Below are 16,450 nucleotides of genomic sequence, written 5' to 3'. Positions count from 1 at the left end.
GGCTTGTCTGTGGCTTACATGGGTGCCGGTCTTTTGACTACGCTCAGTGGATGGCCCTGGTAGTGCCTGCGGAGTCTGCATGGTTTCCAATGAGCGTTCCGATCAGCCGCAAATGCCGCCCAACCGTTATGAGCAGCTGGTTCAATCGGTGGTGGACTATGCCATCTATATGCTCGACCTGTCGGGCACGGTGGTGTCCTGGAACCCAGGCGCCGAACGTATCAAGGGCTACCGTGCCGAGGAAGTGATCGGCCAGCATTTTTCGCTGTTCTTCACCGACCAGGACCGGGCCGAAGGCCGTCCGGAGCATTTGTTGCACCAGGCTTTGGAACAGGGTGTGGCTCAGGATGAAGGCTGGCGCGTGCGCAAGGACGGCACGCAATTCTGGGCCCTGGCAGCACTGGATGTGGTAAGGGACGAAACGGGGCAGGTCATCGGACTGGCCAAAGTTACCCGGGACATCACCGACCGACGTGAGTCGGCCCTGCAATTGGATGCCATCCGCGCCCAGCTATTCCAAGCCCAGAAACTCGAGGCCCTGGGGCAACTCACCGGTGGCCTGGCCCATGATTTCAACAACCTGTTGACCATCATTCTCGGGGCCGCCCGGCTCGCCATGAGTAGCGATGATTTGCAGCGTATCCGCCGGCTGCTTGAACACGTTGTCGATGCCGGGGAACGGGGCACGCAATTGACCCGGCAACTGCTGACGTTCGCCCGTCATCGCCAATTGACCGCGGCGCGTATCGCCCCCGCTGAACTGATCGAGGCCACGCGTGGTCTTCTGCAGCATGGACTGACCCAAGGCATCGTGCTTGAGGAATACCTGCAGCCGGACCTGCCATCGATTGAAGCGGACGCGGGGCAACTGCAGATGGTCTTGCTCAACCTGTTGCTCAATGCCCGTGATGCCATTGACGGCGAGGGACGCATTCGTCTTGCCGTCACCTGTGTCGAGCTGTCCGGCGAGGTGGAGGGGCTGCGGGGACGTTTTGTGCGGTTCGATGTGCAGGACACAGGCCAAGGCATCGATCCGAAGGTGCTGCCACGAATCTTCGAGCCTTTTTTCACCACCAAGCCCTTCGGCCGGGGCACTGGTCTGGGACTGAGCCAGGTCTATGGCTTTGCCAGGCAGTGCAACGGTGCTATCTGCGTGGACAGCCGGTTAGGCGAGGGTACCTGCATGAGTCTGTACCTGCCCGCATGCCCGGACGTCACCGACCCTGGGTCTCAATGAGTAACCACCATGGCAGAATCACTCAAGCGATTGGCGACAGGCATCGATGGACTGGACGTGCTCCTCAAAGGCGGCCTGATCGCCGGGGCCTCCTATATCGTCCAGGGACCGCCGGGTGCGGGCAAGACCATTCTGGCCAACCAGCTGGCATGCAATCATGTGCGCAGCGGCGGTCGCGTGTTGGTGGCGACCTTGCTCAGCGAGTCCCACGAGAGGTTGTTTCAATACTTGTCGACGCTGGACTTCTTCGATCCTGCGCTGGTCGGCGACCCAATCCAGTTCGTCAGTGCCTTCGATACCTTGGAGCAGGAAGGGCTCGATGCGGTGGTCAGGTTGTTACGCCAGGAGATCGCTCGTCAGCAGGCCAGCCTGCTCATCGTCGATGGGCTGCTCAACGCTCGGGTCCGTGCGGAAACCAGCCTCGATACCAAGAAGTTCGTCTCCGAACTGCAGGGGCACGCCGCCTTTGCCGGATGTACCGTGCTGTTGTTGACCAGCGCCCGACTGCAAGAGGGCAGTCCAGAGCACACCATGGTCGATGGGGTGATCGAGTTGGGCGAACAACTGCTAGGCAGCCGGGCGGTGCGCCAGGTCCAGTTGCGCAAGACGCGTGGCAGTGGCGCACTTTCCGGGCTGCATGAGTGCCTGATCGACCAGGCCGGTCTGCAGGTGTTTCCTCGCCTGGAAGCGCTATACAGCCACCCCAGCCAGACGGGAAGCGATACGCTGACGCGGGTCGGTACCGGTATCGCCACGTTGGACGAAATGCTCGGCGGTGGTGTGGCCAAGGGCTCGGTCAGCCTGGTCATGGGGCCTTCGGGGATCGGCAAGACATCGTTAGGCCTGGCGTTCCTCGGGCCCTGCACTCCCCAGGCCCCGGGCCTGCACTTTGGCTTCTACGAAACACCGGCCCGGCTGCGCCTGAAGGCCGCTGCGCTGGGGCATGACCTCGCCAAGCGTGAACGCGAAGGCAGCCTGGCGTTCTGTTGGCAAACCACCACCGAAGGGCTATTGGACCAGCTTGGCGGATACTTGCTCGAGCGTGTCGAGACACTGGGCGCCCAGCGGGTGGTGATCGACAGCCTGGGCGCGTTCAGTCGCCTGGCGTTCGACCCTGCCCGGCTCAATGCCTTCTTCCGTGCCCTGACCGGCGAGTTGCGTGCCCGTGACGTCAGCGTGCTGCTGACCTGGGAGATGCGCGATATCTTCGGCTCGGAGATCACTGCACCAGCGCCAGATCTTTCGAGCCTCGTCGACAACCTGCTCTTGATGCGTTTCGTCGAACTGGATTCGCAGCTGCGGCGCATGGTCTCGGTGCTCAAGGTGCGCGATAGCCATCATGACCCGGCGCTGCACGAGCTGTGCATCGGTCCTCAGGGAATTGTTTTGCGCAAGGCCTTCGAAGGTGCATGCGGCGTGTTGAGCGGCACGCCCGTGCCCCAGGGGAGCGACTGATGGAATAGGACGATGAACACGATCCTGATCGTCGACGATGAATACCTGATAGCCGATATCCTCGGATTCGCGTTGGAGGATGAAGGCTTTCTGGTGGAGAAGGCGAGCAATGGCCGCAAGGCTTTGGAGGCGCTCAAGGAAAAACGGGTAGAGTTGGTGATCACCGACTACATGATGCCGCTGCTCAACGGCGAGGAACTGGTCAAGGCGATCCGCGATGAACTGCAGCTACCTGACCTGCCAGTGATTCTCATGAGCGGCGCACAGGCCAACCAGGGACGCATTTGCCCCGAGTTGTTCGTTGCGGTTTTCGACAAACCCTTCGACATGGACAGGATGATCGCCAAGGTGCGGGAACTGCTAGACACCTGAGGCGTGGCCGCCCGCGTGAGCGGGCTGAACGGTCAAGCGCGTCCGTGCGACTTGAAGCAAGGTTGTTCAGTGCTGGTCGTCGTTCTTCTCCGGAGCAGGGTTGCCGGCCTGGATACGCTTGAAGATCTCTTCACGATGAACCTGTACATCCTTTGGCGCATCGATGCCGATCCTCACTTGCATCCCTTTGACTCCCAGAATGGTTACTTTGATGTCATCGTCGATGACGATGCTTTCGCCAACCTTGCGGGTGAGTATCAGCATGTAGTTCTCCTTGGTAATGATGAAATCCGCGCGGCCATTTACCGCGGCGGCGGGAGCGTGTCCCTCTTCCTTCTCATTAAAGACGCTTTCCGCGAAGAGTAATTCCCGCGCAGATAAATTCTGTTATCTGTCTTTAGTCGCAGGTGCCGAAACGACCAAGGCGGCCGATCAGCGAAGGTGCTCGCTGGCAAGGATAGGGGGCTTACGCCCAGATGGGAAATTTCTCTGTTTGATAGCGCAAATAGAAGCGAGTAATCACCGATTAATCCCCTAGTAATTGCAGGAAGCGAAGTAAGGCGGCTTCCTCCGCCTCCAGGCCTTGGCGCGCCCTGGCTTTGGGCAAGGTGGCCAGTCGGCCGAGCTGATAATGCTCCAGCACCGCCGGGTGGATATAGCAGCGTCGACACACCGCAGGTGTATTGCCCAGGCGCGTGGCCACCTGCCGGACGATAGCGGCAACCTGGCGGCGGGCCTCGCTTTCCGGTTGCCAGGCCAGGGGGCGCAACAGGTCCAGGGCAAGTGCGCTGCCAGCCCAAGTGCGGTAGTCCTTGGCGGTGAAGTCAGCACCCGTTAGCTGCTGCAGGAACTGATTGACCTCGCTCGAACCCACGGCATGTCGCTGGCCCTGTTCGTCCAAGTACTGGAACAAGGTCTGTCCCGGAAGCTCCAGGCAGCGCTTGATCAGCCGCGCCAGGCGTCGGTCGCGCAGGCTGACATCGTGTTCGACGCCCCGTTTGCCGCGAAACTGAAAGCGCACGGTACTGCCTTGGACCTGTACATGCCGGTTGCGCAAGGTGGTCAGGCCGTAGGAATTGTTTTCCCGCAGGTACTGGCGGTTGCCGATTCGGATCAGCGTGGTGTCGAGCAGGCTGACCACCAGGGCCATGACTTTTTCTCGGTCCAGGCCGGGTCGCGCCAGATGGCTATCCAGTTGCCGGCGCAGCCTGGGCAACGCTTGGGCAAAGGCCAGCATGCGATCGTACTTGTGCTGGTCGCGCAGTTCACGCCATTGGGCGTGGTAGCGATACTGCTTGCGTCCTCGGGCGTCGCGCCCGGTGGCTTGCAAATGGCCCTGGGGATCGGGGCAGATCCAGACGGCGGTATAGGCTGGCGGGATCGCCAGGGCGGCGATGCGGGCCAGCGTCTGGGCGTCGCGTATGCGTTTGCCATCGGTGTCGAAGTAGTGAAAGCGGTCGCGCCAGCGACGCCGAGTCAGCCCCGGTTGGCTGTCATCGACATAGTGCAGGGCTTGGGGCAGTGGGCAATCGAGCATGGGGCAATGTCCATCGACCAGTCACAGGACAATGGACAACGGCTGTCCGGTCAATGCTCAGCCCAGCAGCGCCACCGACTTGATCTGAGCCCACAGTGTCTGCCCGGGGTGCAACTCAAGCTGGTCTGCCGAATAGCGAGTGATACGCGCCAGCAGGGCATTGCCCGCCGCGTCCAGGCTCACCAGTACATGGGCCGGATTGTCGGCAGCGCGGCATTGAACGACCTGGACAGGCAGGCGGTTGAGAATGCTTGAGGTGCTGTCGGCGGCCAGCGCCAGGCTGACATCGCGTGCCTGTACCTTGAGCCTCAAGGTGCTGCCGATCACCAAGGCGGGATGGGCGATGCGCAGTGTGGGCGCGCAGTCGCCCATCAGGCGCAGATCGAACAGCCCATAGTGCGGGTCATGACCGGCGACCATTCCGTCGAGCACTACACCGGCATCCTCGCCTTGAGCCAAGGGCAGGTCGAGCCTTGCCAGGGTTTCGCTGATCGGGCCGCTGGCCAGTGCCTGGCCCTGTTCCAGTAGCACAAGATGGTCGGCCAGGCGCGCCACTTCATCCTGGGCATGACTGACGTACACCACGGGGATCTCCAGTTCATCGTGCAAACGCTCCAGGTACGGCAGGATCTCGCGTTTGCGCGCAGCGTCCAGGGCGGCCAGCGGCTCGTCCATCAGCAGCAGGCGTGGGCTGCTGAGTAGGGCGCGGGCGATGCCGACCCGTTGAGCCTCGCCTCCTGAGAGGGTCGCGGGACGGCGCTCGAGCAGAGCAGCGATGCCCAGCAGCTCGCAGGCATGAGCCAGGCTGACCTTGCGGTCGGCGCTGGGGACGCGTCGCCAGCCGAACTCCAGATTGCCGCGCACCGATAGATGAGGGAATAAGCTGGCCTCCTGGAACACGTAACCCACCGCTCGTTTGTGCGGTGCCAGGAAATAGCCTTTGGCGCTGTCTTCCCAGACTTCGCCGTTGACTTCGATGTAGGCGTGCTGGGCGCGCTCGAGGCCCGCCAAACAGCGCAGGCAGGATGTCTTGCCCGAGCCTGAATGGCCGAACAGGGCACTGACGCCGCGTCCAGGCAGATTCAGGTCGACGTTCAGGTTGAACTCGCCGCGCGCCAGGTCCAGGCGCGCCAGGATCGACGAAGGCATCTCAGCTCCAGCCTGCTCTTGCACGGCGACCTGCATAGAGCATCAGTAGCACCAGGAAGGAAAACACCAGCATGACGCCTGCCAGCCAATGCGCCTGCGGATAGGCCATGGCCTCGACATGATCGAAGATCTGCACCGAGACCACGCGGGTCTTGTCGGGGATGTTGCCGCCGATCATCAAGACCACGCCGAACTCACCGACAGTGTGGGCGAAACCAAGGACACTGGCGGTGACAAAACCGGGCCGGGCGAGCGGCAATACCACATGGACGAAGGTGTCCCAGGGGCTGGCGCGCAAGGTCGCGGCAACTTCCAGCGGACGCTGGCCGATGGCGGCGAAGGCATTTTGCAGCGGCTGGACCACGAAGGGCATGGAATACACCACTGAGCCGATCACCAACCCGCTGAAGCTGAATACCACGCTGCCCAGCCCCAATGCCTGGGTAGCCTGGCCTAGCCAGCCGTGCGGGCCGAGGGCGATCAGTAGATAGAAGCCGATCACCGTGGGCGGCAGTACCAGCGGCAGGGCCACCACCGCACCGATAGGACCACGCAGCCATGAGCGTGTCCGCGCCAGCCACCAGGCGATGGGCGTGCCCAGCACCAACAGGATCAAGGTGGTCAGGCTGGCCAGTTTGATGGTCAGCCAGATCGCACCCAGGTCGCTGGCGTCCAGTGGCATCAGAGGTCATACCCGTAGGACTTGATCACCGCAGCCGCTTTCGGGCCCTTGAGGTAATCGAACAGGGCCTTGGCGGCCGGGTTGTCCTTGCCCTTTTCGAGAATCACCGCGTCCTGGCGGATCGGCTCGTGCAACGGCGCCGGCACGATCCAGGCCGAGCCGCTCTGCAACTTGCCATCCTTGTAGATCTGCGACAGGGCGACGAAGCCGAGCTCGGCATTGCCTGTGGAGACGAACTGGAAGGCCTGGGTGATGTTCTGGCCCTCGACCAGCTTGGCCTGGGTGGTTTCGGTCAAATTGAGCTTGTCCAGCACTTGGGTGGCGGCCAGGCCATAGGGGGCGGTCTTGGGGTTAGCGATGGCCAGGTGCTGAAAGGTGTTCTGCTTGAGGATCTCGCCTTTGTCATCCACATATCCAGGTTTGGCCGACCACAGAGCCAGGGTGCCGATGGCATAGGTGAAGCGCGAGCCGGGGACAATGGCCTTTTCCTGCTCGAGCTTGGCCGGCGTGCTGTCGTCGGCGGCGAGGAAGACGTCAAAGGGGGCGCCATTCTTGATCTGTGCATAGAACTGGCCGGTGGCGCCGGAGGCGACCACCAGCTTGTGGCCGGTGTCTTTCTCGAAATCCTTGGCGATGGCCTGGAGGGGCGCGGTGAAGTTGGCTGCGACGGCCACTTGGACTTCATCAGCCCAGGCGCTATTGAGCGTAATCAGGCCGGCCAGGACGCCAGCGGCCAAGGTGGACAGGCGGATGAGCATGCAGAGGGGCTCCTTGGGGGTATCGTTATGGTGCTGACTATATAGCGATAGGCCGCCGGACAGGAAGAGGCACGATGCAGGAGCGGGCTTTGCCTCGCGATGGCGTCAATCAGGGGGCAGTTCAGCGCCCGAGCTGCTCCAGCGCTTTGTTGGCGATCTCTAAGGTCAGCTCGCTGGCCGAGCGGTGCCGACCCAGGCGCAGTGCCTGGCCGGCCCACAGGTTGCTGAAATCGCTGTTGCCCTGTGGGTCACGGATCGCCCTGAGCGGCATCAAGGCGCCGCCGGCGAGTGGGAAGCGCGGCGCCAGCGGGCTCATCGGCCCCAGCTCGCGCATGATACGGTTGTTGATGCCTCGCGCTGGACGTCCGGTGAACAGGTTGGTCAGGGCTGTATCGCTGGCCGGCGCGTTGTCCAGCGCATGGCGATGGGCTGCTGATACCTTGGCTTCGGGGCAGAACAGGTAAGCGGTGCCGATTTGCACCGCCGAAGCGCCCAGTGCCAAGGCGGCGACCAGTCCGCGATGATCACCGATGCCGCCTGCCGCGATCACCGGGATGCGCACGGCATCCACCACTTGGGGCACCAACGCGAAGGTACCGATCTGGCTGGTGATGTCGTCGCTCAGGAACATGCCTCGATGCCCGCCGGCCTCGTAGCCCATGGCGATGATCGCATCGCAGCCATTGGCCTCCAGCCAGAGGGCTTCTTCCACCGTGGTGGCGCTAGACAATACCTTGGCACCGCTGGCCTTCACTCGTTGCAGCAGTTCGACCTGGGGCAGGCCGAAATGAAAGCTCACCACCTCAGGACGCAATTGCTCCACCCACTGGCAACTCTGCTCGTCGAATGGCGCCCGGTTGGATACCGGCGTCGGCGCCTCGAAATCCGCCCCGACCTCGTCGTAATAGGGCTTGAGCGCTTGTTTCCAGCGCGCGTCGCGCACCGGGTCAGGCATTGGCGGCTGATGGCAGAAGAAATTGAGATTCAGTGGCCCCTGGCAACTGGCACGAAAGGCTTGTACTTCGCCGTGGAGCTGCTCGGCGGTGAGCATGGCACAGGGCAGGGCGCCCAGCCCGCCGGCATTGCCGACGGCAATGGCCATGGCCGAGCCGCTGGCACCGGCCATGGGCGCTTGGAGTATGGGCAACTGGATGCCCAGTAGGTCGAGGATACGACGGTCGGGCCAGGTGCTCATGCGCTGCTCCTTGATGACGGTGGGGCGGGTTTACAGGGCCTTGCTGACTTGAATGTCGCTGATCTTCTCGGCATCGTCGCCGTGGATCTTGCGCAGCGCTTCGAGCGCCTGCTCATGGGAGGCGTCAGGCATCAGGGCAAAGTCCCAACGGCGCTCGCCGTCGAGCTTGTACTTGATCACGTATTTGATGGTTTGAGTCATGACGGGCCTTAGACGAGTTTGGACGACGAGCGGCGGATGATCTTGATCTTGTGGGTGAAGGTCGGCTTGCGTGTCACCGAGATCGGGCGCGGGCTCACGGTGTCGATGGTGATATTCCAGAAGCCGGTGCTGGGTACGGTGATCTTGGCTGGGAACTTGATGAAGTGGCCACCGTGGTAGGTGTGCCGGCCGCCGTTCTTGAAGCTGCGGAAGTTGGCGTCATTCATCAGGCGGATGTTGCAGCGCTGGGAGCACTCGATGACGACCACGTCGTCCTCGTTCAGGTGCTCGCGCTGGTGTACGAATTTCATGAGGTGCTCCGCAAGGTTTGGTTCTGCAAACATGAACGATACCACGATGTCAGGGTAGACTTGCGCGCGAGATGGTCGGGCCCAAGATAAATCTGCCAAAGCAGGGAGCAAATCAGCCCGACAGTGGTCGAAGCGTTTCTCGATGAAGGAAGGGGTAATGCGAATGAAGTGGTTGGTGCCCGCGATGCTGTTGGCATTGGGCGGCTGTGTCAGTGTTTCGGAGCTGGAGCAATCGCGCGAAACCTTGGATGTCATCTCCGGCAAGACGCCGCGCCAATACGCCGATTGCGTCAAGAGCAAGCTGGCAGATAGCCGTGACCCACTGGTCGAAGAGGCGCGTGGCGAGGGCCTGCGCTTGATCGTTCCACAAAAAGTGCCGACAAGCGTCGGTCCTGCTGCCCTGGTGGACATCGACAAACGTGGCAGTGGCAGCAGCATCAAACTTCACGAGCGGCTGAACAATTTCCCGCTGCGCCTGGGCGATGTGCGCACCGCTGCGACCCAGTGCATCTCCGGAACTTGATCCAGCTCAGCAAATGAGCAGTTAGCAGGCGCAATGCCATTTTCTTGCCCGGTGATCGTTGTCGGTATCCGGGGATAGGCCTACTCTTCATGGGCTTATATCGTTTAAGCCTAAGCTTATAACAAGGAAATGGAGCGTCCCGTGAACACACCGTTGAGTCGCGTCGTGATCGGCAGTTTGCTGATCCTGGCCTGGCCTTCGGCGCATGCCGTCGATGGCCAGAAGATCTTCACCCAAGGTGGGCACAACCCCGCCGCCATGGCATGCCTGGGCTGCCACGGACCGGATGGCAAAGGCATCGCCGCCGCAGGCTTTCCGCGCCTGGCCGGCCTGCCAGCGAGTTATCTGAGCAAACAACTGGCCGATTTTCGCAGTGGTAGTCGCAAGCAAGCGGTCATGGAGCCGCTCGCCAAGGCGTTGGACGAAGACGAAATCACCGCCGTCAGCACCTACCTGGCCAGCTTGCCGGCCGACCCGGCCCCCGACTTTCGCCGCCAGCAGATCGCCAATGATCCAGTGTCCCGCCTGGCCCTCTATGGCGATTGGAGCCGGCAGATACCCGGTTGCGTGCAATGCCATGGGCCTGGTGGCGTTGGTGTCGGCGAGCACTTCCCGCCGCTGGCCGGACAACCGGCAGGCTACTTGACCGCACAGCTCAACGCCTGGCGCGACGGTAGTCGCAGCAACGACCCCAACCAACTGATGGTCGGCGTGGCCAAGGCCATGACCGAGGAGGAGGTCAAGGCCATCGCCGCGTTCTTCGCCCAGCCCGTCCGTCAGGAGGCCAAGCCATGAAACCGATGATCCCGAGCCTGTTGCTGTTGGCCTTGGGCAGCGCCCAGGCTGCACCTATCGCGATGGAAGATCAGTCCCAGCTCAAGGTTCCAGGCAGCCACGCGCCTGCGATGTTCACCCCGCCGTCCGAAACTGATCTGCCGGACAACGCCTTTGGCAAGATGGTCCGTGAAGGCCACGCGCTATTCGTCGACACGCGCCGGCTGATGCCTGAAGCGGTCGGCAACGGCATGAACTGCAGTAACTGCCACCTGGACCAAGGGCGCCTGGCGTATTCCGCGCCGCTGTGGGGTGCGTATCCGATGTATCCGGCGTATCGCAAGAAGAACGACAAGGTCAACACTTTTGCCGAGCGTATCCAAGGCTGTTTCCAGTTCAGCATGAACGGCACGCCGCCGGCGGCCGACAGCCCACAGATGACAGCCCTCAGCGTCTACGCCTACTGGCTGTCGACCCAGGCGCCTACGGGTGTGGAAACACCGGGGCGCGGTTATCCCGAAGTAGCGCCACCGGCTGGCGGCTATGACTTCAAGCGTGGCGAGCAGGTCTACGGCGAGCAATGTGCAATCTGCCACGGTGACCAGGGCCAAGGGCAGAAAGTGGCAGGCGAGTATGTGATGCCACCGTTGTGGGGGCGCGATTCCTACAACTGGGGGGCCGGCATGCACCGGATCAATACGGCCGCTTCGTTCATCAAGCACAACATGCCCCTAGGCCGCCCCGGCAGCCTGAGCGATCAGCAGGCCTGGGACGTGGCAGCCTGGATCAACCGCCATGAGCGGCCACAGGATCCGCGGCTGGTGGAAGGTTCCATCGAGAAGACCCGGCTGAAGTTCCATGCCAACGATGGCGTGAACCTATATGGGCAAAAAGTCGATGGCGTGTTGATCGGGCAGGGCAGCGGAGGCTGACGGCGGCTCTTGTCACACGCGTGACCCTGTGCTGTCACTGCCCTGCAACGATGCCTGGTGTGCAATGGCCGCACTCTTCGACAAGGGGTGCGGCCATGGAACTCTGTGTGATCGGGGCGGGGTATGTGGGGCTGGTCACGGCAGCCTGTTTCGCCGAAATGGGCAACCATGTGGTGTGTCTGGAGCGTGACCAGGTGCGCCTGGCGCAACTGCGTCAGGGCCAATGCCCGATCTACGAACCCGGCCTGCAAGCGCTGCTACAGGCCGGGCTGGAGAATGGGTCGTTGAGTTTCAGCGACCATTGGAGCCACGCTCTGGCGCGCGCCGAGGTAGTGTTCATCGCGGTCGGTACGCCCAGTCTGGAGGACGGCTCTGCTGACCTTGGACACGTGTTGGCAGTTGCCGACAGCCTCGCACGCCATCTTTCTCGCACGTGTCTGGTGGTAAACAAGTCGACCGTCCCGGTGGGCACGGCCGAGCGGGTCGCTCGACACATCACCAATGGCTTGCGCGAGCGCGGTGCGCGGTTCGCCGTGCAGGTGGCGAGCAATCCTGAATTTCTCAAGGAAGGCAGCGCCGTCGAAGACTTCATGCGACCGGACCGTGTCATCATCGGCAGCGACAGCGAACAGGCCAGCCAGTGCCTGCAGCGCCTCTACAGGCCGTTCGTGCGCAACCGCGAGCGCGTGTTGCTGATGTCGCCGCGTGCGGCCGAGTTCAGCAAATATGCGGCCAATGCCTTCCTTGCCACGCGTATCTCTTTCATCAACGAACTGGCCGGGCTTTGCACGCACCTGGACGTGGACATCGAGCAGGTACGTCGCGGCATCGGCAGCGATACGCGTATCGGCAGTCACTTCATCTATGCCGGCTGCGGCTATGGCGGCTCGTGCTTCCCCAAGGACGTGCGTGCACTGATCCATAGCGCCGAGCAGGCCGGATACCAGCCTGCCATCCTGCAGGCAGTGCAGGCGCGCAACGAGGTGCAGAAGACCGTGTTGTTCGAGGCGCTGCATCAGCACTTCGGTGGCTTTGTACGGGGGCGCACCGTAGCGATCTGGGGGTTGGCCTTCAAGCCCGGTACCGATGATGTGCGCGAGGCGCCCAGCCTGGTGCTGCTCGAGGCGCTGTTGGCGGCAGGCGCGCATGTCCAGGCCTGCGACCCGGCAGCGACGGCGGGGGTCGCCGAGCGCTACCGGCACGCGACGGCCAGCGGCCAGCTGCGCCTTACGCAGGATCCCTACGTCTGTGTCGAAGGCGCGGACGCGTTGGTGCTGGTGACTGAATGGAAGCTGTTCCGCCAGCCGGATTTCCGCCGTGTGCGGGGGTTGATGCGCATGCCAGTGCTGTTCGATGGCCGCAATATTTACGATCCATCGGAACTATCTACACTGGGTTATCTCTATCATGGCATCGGTCGGCCAGGGGCGGGGCATTGTAAGGTGACCGCCGCCTGATTAGACTGCGCCGAACTCCACAGGCCCAGCCTTTGTTTAAGGATGTATATGATCAAAAAATGCTTGTTCCCGGCAGCCGGCTACGGCACCCGCTTCCTGCCTGCTACCAAAGCCATGCCCAAGGAAATGCTGCCGGTGGTCAACAAGCCACTGATCCAGTATGGCGTCGAAGAGGCGTTGGATGCAGGTCTGAGCGAGATCTCCATCGTCACCGGTCGCGGCAAGCGCGCCCTGGAAGACCACTTCGACATCAGCTACGAGCTGGAAAACCAGATCAAAGGCACCGACAAGGAAAAATACCTGGTCGGCATCCGTCGTTTGCTGGATGAGTGCTCCTTCTCCTACACCCGTCAGACCGAGATGAAAGGCCTGGGTCACGCCATTCTCACGGGTCGTCCACTGATCGGCGACGAGCCGTTCGCCGTGGTGCTGGCAGACGACCTGTGCGTCAACCCGGAAGGCGACGGCATCCTTACCCAGATGGTCAAGCTGTACAACCAGTTCCGTTGCTCGATCGTCGCCATCCAGGAAGTCGATCCGCAGGAAACCAACAAGTACGGCGTGATCGCTGGCGACATGATCCGCGATGACATCTATCGGGTGACCAACATGGTCGAGAAGCCCAAGCCGGAAGACGCCCTGTCGAACCTGGCGATCATCGGCCGCTATATCCTGACTCCGGATATCTTCGACATCATCCAGAACACCGAACCCGGCAAAGGCGGCGAGATCCAGATCACCGACGCGCTGATGAAGCAGGCCCAGGATGGCTGCGTACTGGCCTACAAGTTCAAGGGCAAGCGTTTCGACTGCGGTGGCGCCGAAGGCTACATCGAGGCGACCAATTTCTGCTTCGAGAATTACTACAAGACCGGCAAGGCGTACTGATTCGCCACTGTTGGTACGAAAGCCACCCTCGGGGTGGCTTTTTTGTTCCCGGCGGGTAACGGCGTTATGCTGGTCGCCAGCCAAGGAGACTGAATACATGGCCTACGATTTTGATCTGTTCGTGATTGGCGCCGGTTCCGGCGGTGTACGCGCGGCGCGTTTCGCCGCAGGCTTCGGTGCCAAGGTGGCGGTGGCCGAAAGCCGTTACCTGGGCGGCACCTGTGTCAACGTCGGTTGCGTGCCAAAAAAACTGCTGGTGTATGGCGCCCATGTGGCCGACGAGCTGGAGCAGGCCGCCGGTTTTGGCTGGACGCTGGAGGAAGGGCATTTCGACTGGGGCACCTTGATCGCCAACAAGAACCGTGAGATCGAGCGCCTCAACGGCATCTACCGCAACCTGCTGGTCAACAGCGGCGTGACCCTGCTGCAAGGGCATGCCCGTATCACCGGTGCCCACGAAGTCGAAGTCGAAGGCCAGCGCTACAGCGCCGGACACATTCTCATCGCCACTGGCGGCTGGCCACAGGTGCCGGATATTCCGGGCAAGGAGCTGGCGATCACCTCCAACGAGGCGTTCTACCTCAAAGAACTGCCGCGTCGTGTACTGGTGGTCGGTGGCGGCTACATCGCCGTCGAGTTCGCTGGCATCTTCCAGGGCCTGGGCGCCGATACCACGCTGTTGTACCGCGGTGACCTGTTCCTGCGCGGCTTCGATGGCTCGGTGCGTACCCACCTCAAGGAAGAACTGCAAAAGCGCGGTCTGGATCTTCAATTCAACGCCGATATCCAACGTATCGACCAGCAGGCCGATGGCAGCCTCAAGGCAACCCTCAAAGATGGCCGCGAGCTGGTCGCCGATTGTGTGTTCTATGCAACCGGGCGGCGTCCGATGCTGGACAATCTGGGGTTGGAAAACACTGGTGTCGAGCTCGATGACCGCGGCTTTATCCGGGTGGACGATCAGTACCAGACCACCGAACCCTCGATCATCGCCATCGGTGATGTGATCGGTCGCGTCCAGCTCACACCGGTGGCCTTGGCCGAAGGCATGGCAGTGGCTCGTCGTCTGTTCAAGCCCGAGCAGTACCGCCCGGTGGACTATCAGAACATCCCCACTGCCGTGTTCAGCCAGCCGCCGATCGGCACCGTGGGCCTGACCGAGGAGCAGGCGCTGGAAGCCGGGCACAAGGTTCAGATCTTCGAAAGCCGCTTCCGCGCCATGAAACTGACCCTGACGGACATCCAGGAAAAGACCTTGATGAAGCTGGTCGTCGACGCTGAGACCGACAAGGTCTTGGGCTGCCACATGGTCGGGCCGGATGCCGGGGAAATCATCCAGGGCCTGGGTGTGGCCCTGAAGGCTGGCGCGACCAAGCAGCAGTTCGACGAAACCATTGGCGTGCACCCGACCGCTGCCGAAGAGTTCGTGACCATGCGCACCGCGACACGTTGATCCCGCCTTGTCAGCTCCTTCATGGCCTCGCTGCAACGGGGCCATGATTCTTACTTGCCTGCCGTGAATTTCACCTGCCTGGCTGGTAAGTCATCCGACATATTGTTCTTGAGACCTTCCTGATACTGCACCCACGTCCGGCAACCGGACAGCAGCCTGACACTTGCATGGCTGTCAATCAGCAATCAGAAGGTGATCATGAAAACACTCTATAAAGCCTTGTGCGCAGCCTGCGGCAGCGCGCTTCTCTACGCTGGTATCGCGCAGGCGGATCACGGCGAAATCAGCATCAGTGGTCAAGTGCTTGCGCCGACCTGCATCGTCAATGGCGGTAATGGCAACTTGCCGGTCAGTCTGCCTGACGTCAATGCGACCTTGCTGTCTCGGCCTGGACAGGTGGCCGGGCAAACGTCCTTCCAGCTGCGCTTGACCAACTGCGCCCCAACCGTAAGCCGGGTCTCGACCTACTTCGAGCCTGGCCCAACCATCAGCCCCGAGGGACGGCTCATCGTGGATGCCGGCGGTAGCCGCAATGTCCAGATTGAACTGCTCAATAGCAGCTTCGCACCAATGGACTTGTCGGCCGCCAAACGCAGCCAGCGCTCCCAGACCGTGCAGATCGTCGGTGGTAACGCCACGCTCGACTATCACGCGCGTTACTACGCGACCGGGGCCGCTACGCCAGGACTGGTCTCCACCCGTGTCCAGTATTCGCTCGATTACCTCTGAGCTTCCTCGGACAGGCCTGAGCGCCTGTCCTCGCCATTTACAGAACAAGGCATTCGATGTTCTTTCAACTCAACGCCCTCAGGCGCTGGGCGCTGCTGGCTGTATGGCTGTCTTGCGCCGAAGCAGGCGCCAGCGTGGTCATCTCCAGTACGCGTGTCGTTTATCCGGCCGACCAGGCCGAGATTACCCTCAAGCTCAGCAACGAAGGGCTCAATCCATCGTTGGTCCAGGCCTGGGTCGATGACGGCTCTGCCCAGGTGGATGCGCAGGCGCTACACGCGCCATTCAGCCTCGTGCCCTCATTGTTTCGCCTGGATCCAGGCAAGGGGCAGAGCCTTAGACTGTTCCATACGGGCGAAACGATGCCCCAGGACCGTGAAAGCCTGTACTGGCTCAATGTGCTCGACGTCCCCCCCAAAGGCACAGGCAACACGCTTCAGGTTTCCCTGCGGACCCGTATCAAGCTGTTCTATCGCCCCATGAGGTTGTCAGGCAATGTCGCAGAGGCGCATCAGATGCTGCGCTGGCGTGTTTTGCGCGATGGGGCTGGCGGGGTGCTGCAGGTCGACAACCCCAGTCCGTACTTCGTCAATCTCGCCAAATTGGAGGTGCATCAAGGTAACCAGGTGCTCGACATCGAGCCCGGCCATATAGCGCCTTTTTCGAACACTCGATTCGCCGCGCCAGGCTTGAAGACTGGCGGTATCGTCCAGGTGCGCTACGCATTCATCGACGACTACGGCGCGGTGCATGAACGGCCAGAAGCCGTACATGCGAGCGGGGCGGGCTGAGGCTTG

The 16,450-nt window shown here is 61.9% G+C and carries 19 protein-coding genes; 11 read left to right on the top strand and 8 right to left on the bottom strand.

Annotated elements, in window-relative coordinates; genetic code table 11:
• Nucleotides 1-79: 79 nt before the first annotated feature.
• Genes J5X93_RS16675 through J5X93_RS16665 form a run of 3 tightly spaced genes read left to right on the top strand, consistent with a single transcriptional unit; the run spans nt 80 to nt 3,064 of the window.
• Entirely contained in the window at nt 80-1,237 is a 1,158-nt protein-coding gene (locus J5X93_RS16675; RefSeq protein ID WP_043211728.1) for a two-component system sensor histidine kinase NtrB, read from the top strand.
• Nucleotides 1,238-1,246: 9 nt separating this feature from the next.
• Nucleotides 1,247-2,692 (top strand): ATPase domain-containing protein, encoded by a 1,446-nt coding sequence (locus J5X93_RS16670; RefSeq protein WP_090344566.1) that lies wholly within the window; start codon nt 1,247-1,249, stop codon nt 2,690-2,692.
• Nucleotides 2,693-2,704: 12 nt separating this feature from the next.
• Nucleotides 2,705-3,064: a response regulator gene (locus J5X93_RS16665; protein ID WP_043211733.1), complete on the top strand. Its 360-nt coding sequence runs from the start codon at nt 2,705-2,707 to the stop codon at nt 3,062-3,064.
• 66 nt (nt 3,065-3,130) lie between these two features.
• Here the strand turns inward: J5X93_RS16665 and csrA are convergent, their stop codons facing one another.
• From csrA to J5X93_RS16625, 8 genes are all read right to left on the bottom strand, one after another.
• Nucleotides 3,131-3,328 (bottom strand): carbon storage regulator CsrA, encoded by a 198-nt coding sequence (gene csrA / locus J5X93_RS16660; protein ID WP_043211735.1) that lies wholly within the window; start codon nt 3,326-3,328, stop codon nt 3,131-3,133.
• A 262-nt stretch (nt 3,329-3,590) separates the two neighbouring features.
• Nucleotides 3,591-4,601, bottom strand: a complete 1,011-nt coding sequence (locus J5X93_RS16655) for a DNA topoisomerase IB (RefSeq protein ID WP_043211737.1) — start codon at nt 4,599-4,601, stop codon at nt 3,591-3,593.
• Between the two features lie 57 nt (nt 4,602-4,658).
• The gene (modC, locus tag J5X93_RS16650; protein WP_182815480.1) at nt 4,659-5,750 is read right to left on the bottom strand and encodes a molybdenum ABC transporter ATP-binding protein; all 1,092 of its coding nucleotides are present in this window, start codon (nt 5,748-5,750) and stop codon (nt 4,659-4,661) included.
• A gap of 1 nt (nt 5,751) precedes the next feature.
• Nucleotides 5,752-6,432 carry a molybdate ABC transporter permease subunit gene (gene modB / locus J5X93_RS16645; RefSeq protein WP_043211743.1) on the bottom strand — a complete coding sequence of 227 codons (681 nt, stop codon included), beginning with the start codon at nt 6,430-6,432 and terminating at the stop codon, nt 5,752-5,754.
• Complete coding sequence (gene modA / locus J5X93_RS16640; RefSeq protein ID WP_043211745.1) at nt 6,432-7,190, bottom strand: molybdate ABC transporter substrate-binding protein; 759 nt, start codon at nt 7,188-7,190, stop codon at nt 6,432-6,434. Before modA ends, modB begins: the two co-directional genes overlap by 1 nt.
• Nucleotides 7,191-7,311: 121 nt before the next feature.
• Entirely contained in the window at nt 7,312-8,385 is a 1,074-nt protein-coding gene (locus J5X93_RS16635; RefSeq protein ID WP_043211749.1) for an NAD(P)H-dependent flavin oxidoreductase, read from the bottom strand.
• A 30-nt stretch (nt 8,386-8,415) separates the two neighbouring features.
• The gene (locus J5X93_RS16630) at nt 8,416-8,586 is read right to left on the bottom strand and encodes a hypothetical protein (protein ID WP_090344575.1); all 171 of its coding nucleotides are present in this window, start codon (nt 8,584-8,586) and stop codon (nt 8,416-8,418) included.
• Between the two features lie 8 nt (nt 8,587-8,594).
• Nucleotides 8,595-8,897, bottom strand: coding sequence for a DUF1883 domain-containing protein (locus tag J5X93_RS16625; protein WP_043211751.1), 303 nt, complete (start codon nt 8,895-8,897; stop codon nt 8,595-8,597).
• A 163-nt stretch (nt 8,898-9,060) separates the two neighbouring features.
• Here J5X93_RS16625 and J5X93_RS16620 point away from each other — a divergent pair, with 163 nt between their 5' ends.
• The 8 genes from J5X93_RS16620 to J5X93_RS16585 all read left to right on the top strand — a co-directional run bounded on the left by J5X93_RS16620 (nt 9,061) and on the right by J5X93_RS16585 (nt 16,444).
• Entirely contained in the window at nt 9,061-9,420 is a 360-nt protein-coding gene (locus tag J5X93_RS16620) for a hypothetical protein (RefSeq protein WP_090344578.1), read from the top strand.
• A gap of 141 nt (nt 9,421-9,561) precedes the next feature.
• A complete protein-coding gene (locus tag J5X93_RS16615; RefSeq protein ID WP_232092076.1) occupies nt 9,562-10,215 on the top strand; it encodes a c-type cytochrome in 654 nt (217 codons plus the stop codon).
• Complete coding sequence (locus J5X93_RS16610; protein ID WP_043211756.1) at nt 10,212-11,126, top strand: c-type cytochrome; 915 nt, start codon at nt 10,212-10,214, stop codon at nt 11,124-11,126. The genes J5X93_RS16615 and J5X93_RS16610 overlap by 4 nt, the downstream gene beginning before the upstream one ends.
• Nucleotides 11,127-11,221: 95 nt before the next feature.
• The gene (locus J5X93_RS16605) at nt 11,222-12,583 is read left to right on the top strand and encodes a UDP-glucose dehydrogenase family protein (RefSeq protein ID WP_182942849.1); all 1,362 of its coding nucleotides are present in this window, start codon (nt 11,222-11,224) and stop codon (nt 12,581-12,583) included.
• A 48-nt stretch (nt 12,584-12,631) separates the two neighbouring features.
• Complete coding sequence (gene galU / locus J5X93_RS16600; RefSeq protein WP_250033743.1) at nt 12,632-13,471, top strand: UTP--glucose-1-phosphate uridylyltransferase GalU; 840 nt, start codon at nt 12,632-12,634, stop codon at nt 13,469-13,471.
• 97 nt (nt 13,472-13,568) lie between these two features.
• Complete coding sequence (gorA, locus tag J5X93_RS16595) at nt 13,569-14,924, top strand: glutathione-disulfide reductase (RefSeq protein WP_182815478.1); 1,356 nt, start codon at nt 13,569-13,571, stop codon at nt 14,922-14,924.
• Between the two features lie 198 nt (nt 14,925-15,122).
• A complete protein-coding gene (locus J5X93_RS16590) occupies nt 15,123-15,653 on the top strand; it encodes a fimbrial protein (RefSeq protein WP_102082264.1) in 531 nt (176 codons plus the stop codon).
• A gap of 56 nt (nt 15,654-15,709) precedes the next feature.
• Nucleotides 15,710-16,444: a fimbrial biogenesis chaperone gene (locus J5X93_RS16585; protein WP_043211765.1), complete on the top strand. Its 735-nt coding sequence runs from the start codon at nt 15,710-15,712 to the stop codon at nt 16,442-16,444.
• Nucleotides 16,445-16,450: the final 6 nt, after the last annotated feature.

Source organism: Pseudomonas sp. BYT-1, assembly GCF_023611805.1.
In the GTDB taxonomy this organism is placed as follows: domain Bacteria; phylum Pseudomonadota; class Gammaproteobacteria; order Pseudomonadales; family Pseudomonadaceae; genus Aquipseudomonas; species Aquipseudomonas guariconensis.
This window is presented reverse-complemented; position numbering and strand designations above follow the sequence as displayed.

Excerpts from the sequence above, each read along its gene's own strand:
- J5X93_RS16665 (WP_043211733.1), top strand. The coding sequence starts at position 2,705 with ATGAACACGATCCTGATCGTCGACGATGAATACCTGATAGCCGATATC.
- J5X93_RS16675 (WP_043211728.1), top strand. The coding sequence starts at position 80 with ATGGTTTCCAATGAGCGTTCCGATCAGCCGCAAATGCCGCCCAACCGT.
- galU (WP_250033743.1), top strand. The coding sequence starts at position 12,632 with ATGATCAAAAAATGCTTGTTCCCGGCAGCCGGCTACGGCACCCGCTTC.
- modA (WP_043211745.1), bottom strand. The coding sequence starts at position 7,190 with ATGCTCATCCGCCTGTCCACCTTGGCCGCTGGCGTCCTGGCCGGCCTG.
- J5X93_RS16585 (WP_043211765.1), top strand. The coding sequence starts at position 15,710 with ATGTTCTTTCAACTCAACGCCCTCAGGCGCTGGGCGCTGCTGGCTGTA.
- J5X93_RS16605 (WP_182942849.1), top strand. The coding sequence starts at position 11,222 with ATGGAACTCTGTGTGATCGGGGCGGGGTATGTGGGGCTGGTCACGGCA.
- J5X93_RS16670 (WP_090344566.1), top strand. The coding sequence starts at position 1,247 with ATGGCAGAATCACTCAAGCGATTGGCGACAGGCATCGATGGACTGGAC.
- J5X93_RS16630 (WP_090344575.1), bottom strand. The coding sequence starts at position 8,586 with ATGACTCAAACCATCAAATACGTGATCAAGTACAAGCTCGACGGCGAG.
- J5X93_RS16635 (WP_043211749.1), bottom strand. The coding sequence starts at position 8,385 with ATGAGCACCTGGCCCGACCGTCGTATCCTCGACCTACTGGGCATCCAG.
- J5X93_RS16620 (WP_090344578.1), top strand. The coding sequence starts at position 9,061 with ATGAAGTGGTTGGTGCCCGCGATGCTGTTGGCATTGGGCGGCTGTGTC.
- J5X93_RS16590 (WP_102082264.1), top strand. The coding sequence starts at position 15,123 with ATGAAAACACTCTATAAAGCCTTGTGCGCAGCCTGCGGCAGCGCGCTT.
- J5X93_RS16625 (WP_043211751.1), bottom strand. The coding sequence starts at position 8,897 with ATGAAATTCGTACACCAGCGCGAGCACCTGAACGAGGACGACGTGGTC.
- modC (WP_182815480.1), bottom strand. The coding sequence starts at position 5,750 with ATGCCTTCGTCGATCCTGGCGCGCCTGGACCTGGCGCGCGGCGAGTTC.
- modB (WP_043211743.1), bottom strand. The coding sequence starts at position 6,432 with ATGCCACTGGACGCCAGCGACCTGGGTGCGATCTGGCTGACCATCAAA.
- J5X93_RS16610 (WP_043211756.1), top strand. The coding sequence starts at position 10,212 with ATGAAACCGATGATCCCGAGCCTGTTGCTGTTGGCCTTGGGCAGCGCC.
- J5X93_RS16655 (WP_043211737.1), bottom strand. The coding sequence starts at position 4,601 with ATGCTCGATTGCCCACTGCCCCAAGCCCTGCACTATGTCGATGACAGC.
- gorA (WP_182815478.1), top strand. The coding sequence starts at position 13,569 with ATGGCCTACGATTTTGATCTGTTCGTGATTGGCGCCGGTTCCGGCGGT.
- csrA (WP_043211735.1), bottom strand. The coding sequence starts at position 3,328 with ATGCTGATACTCACCCGCAAGGTTGGCGAAAGCATCGTCATCGACGAT.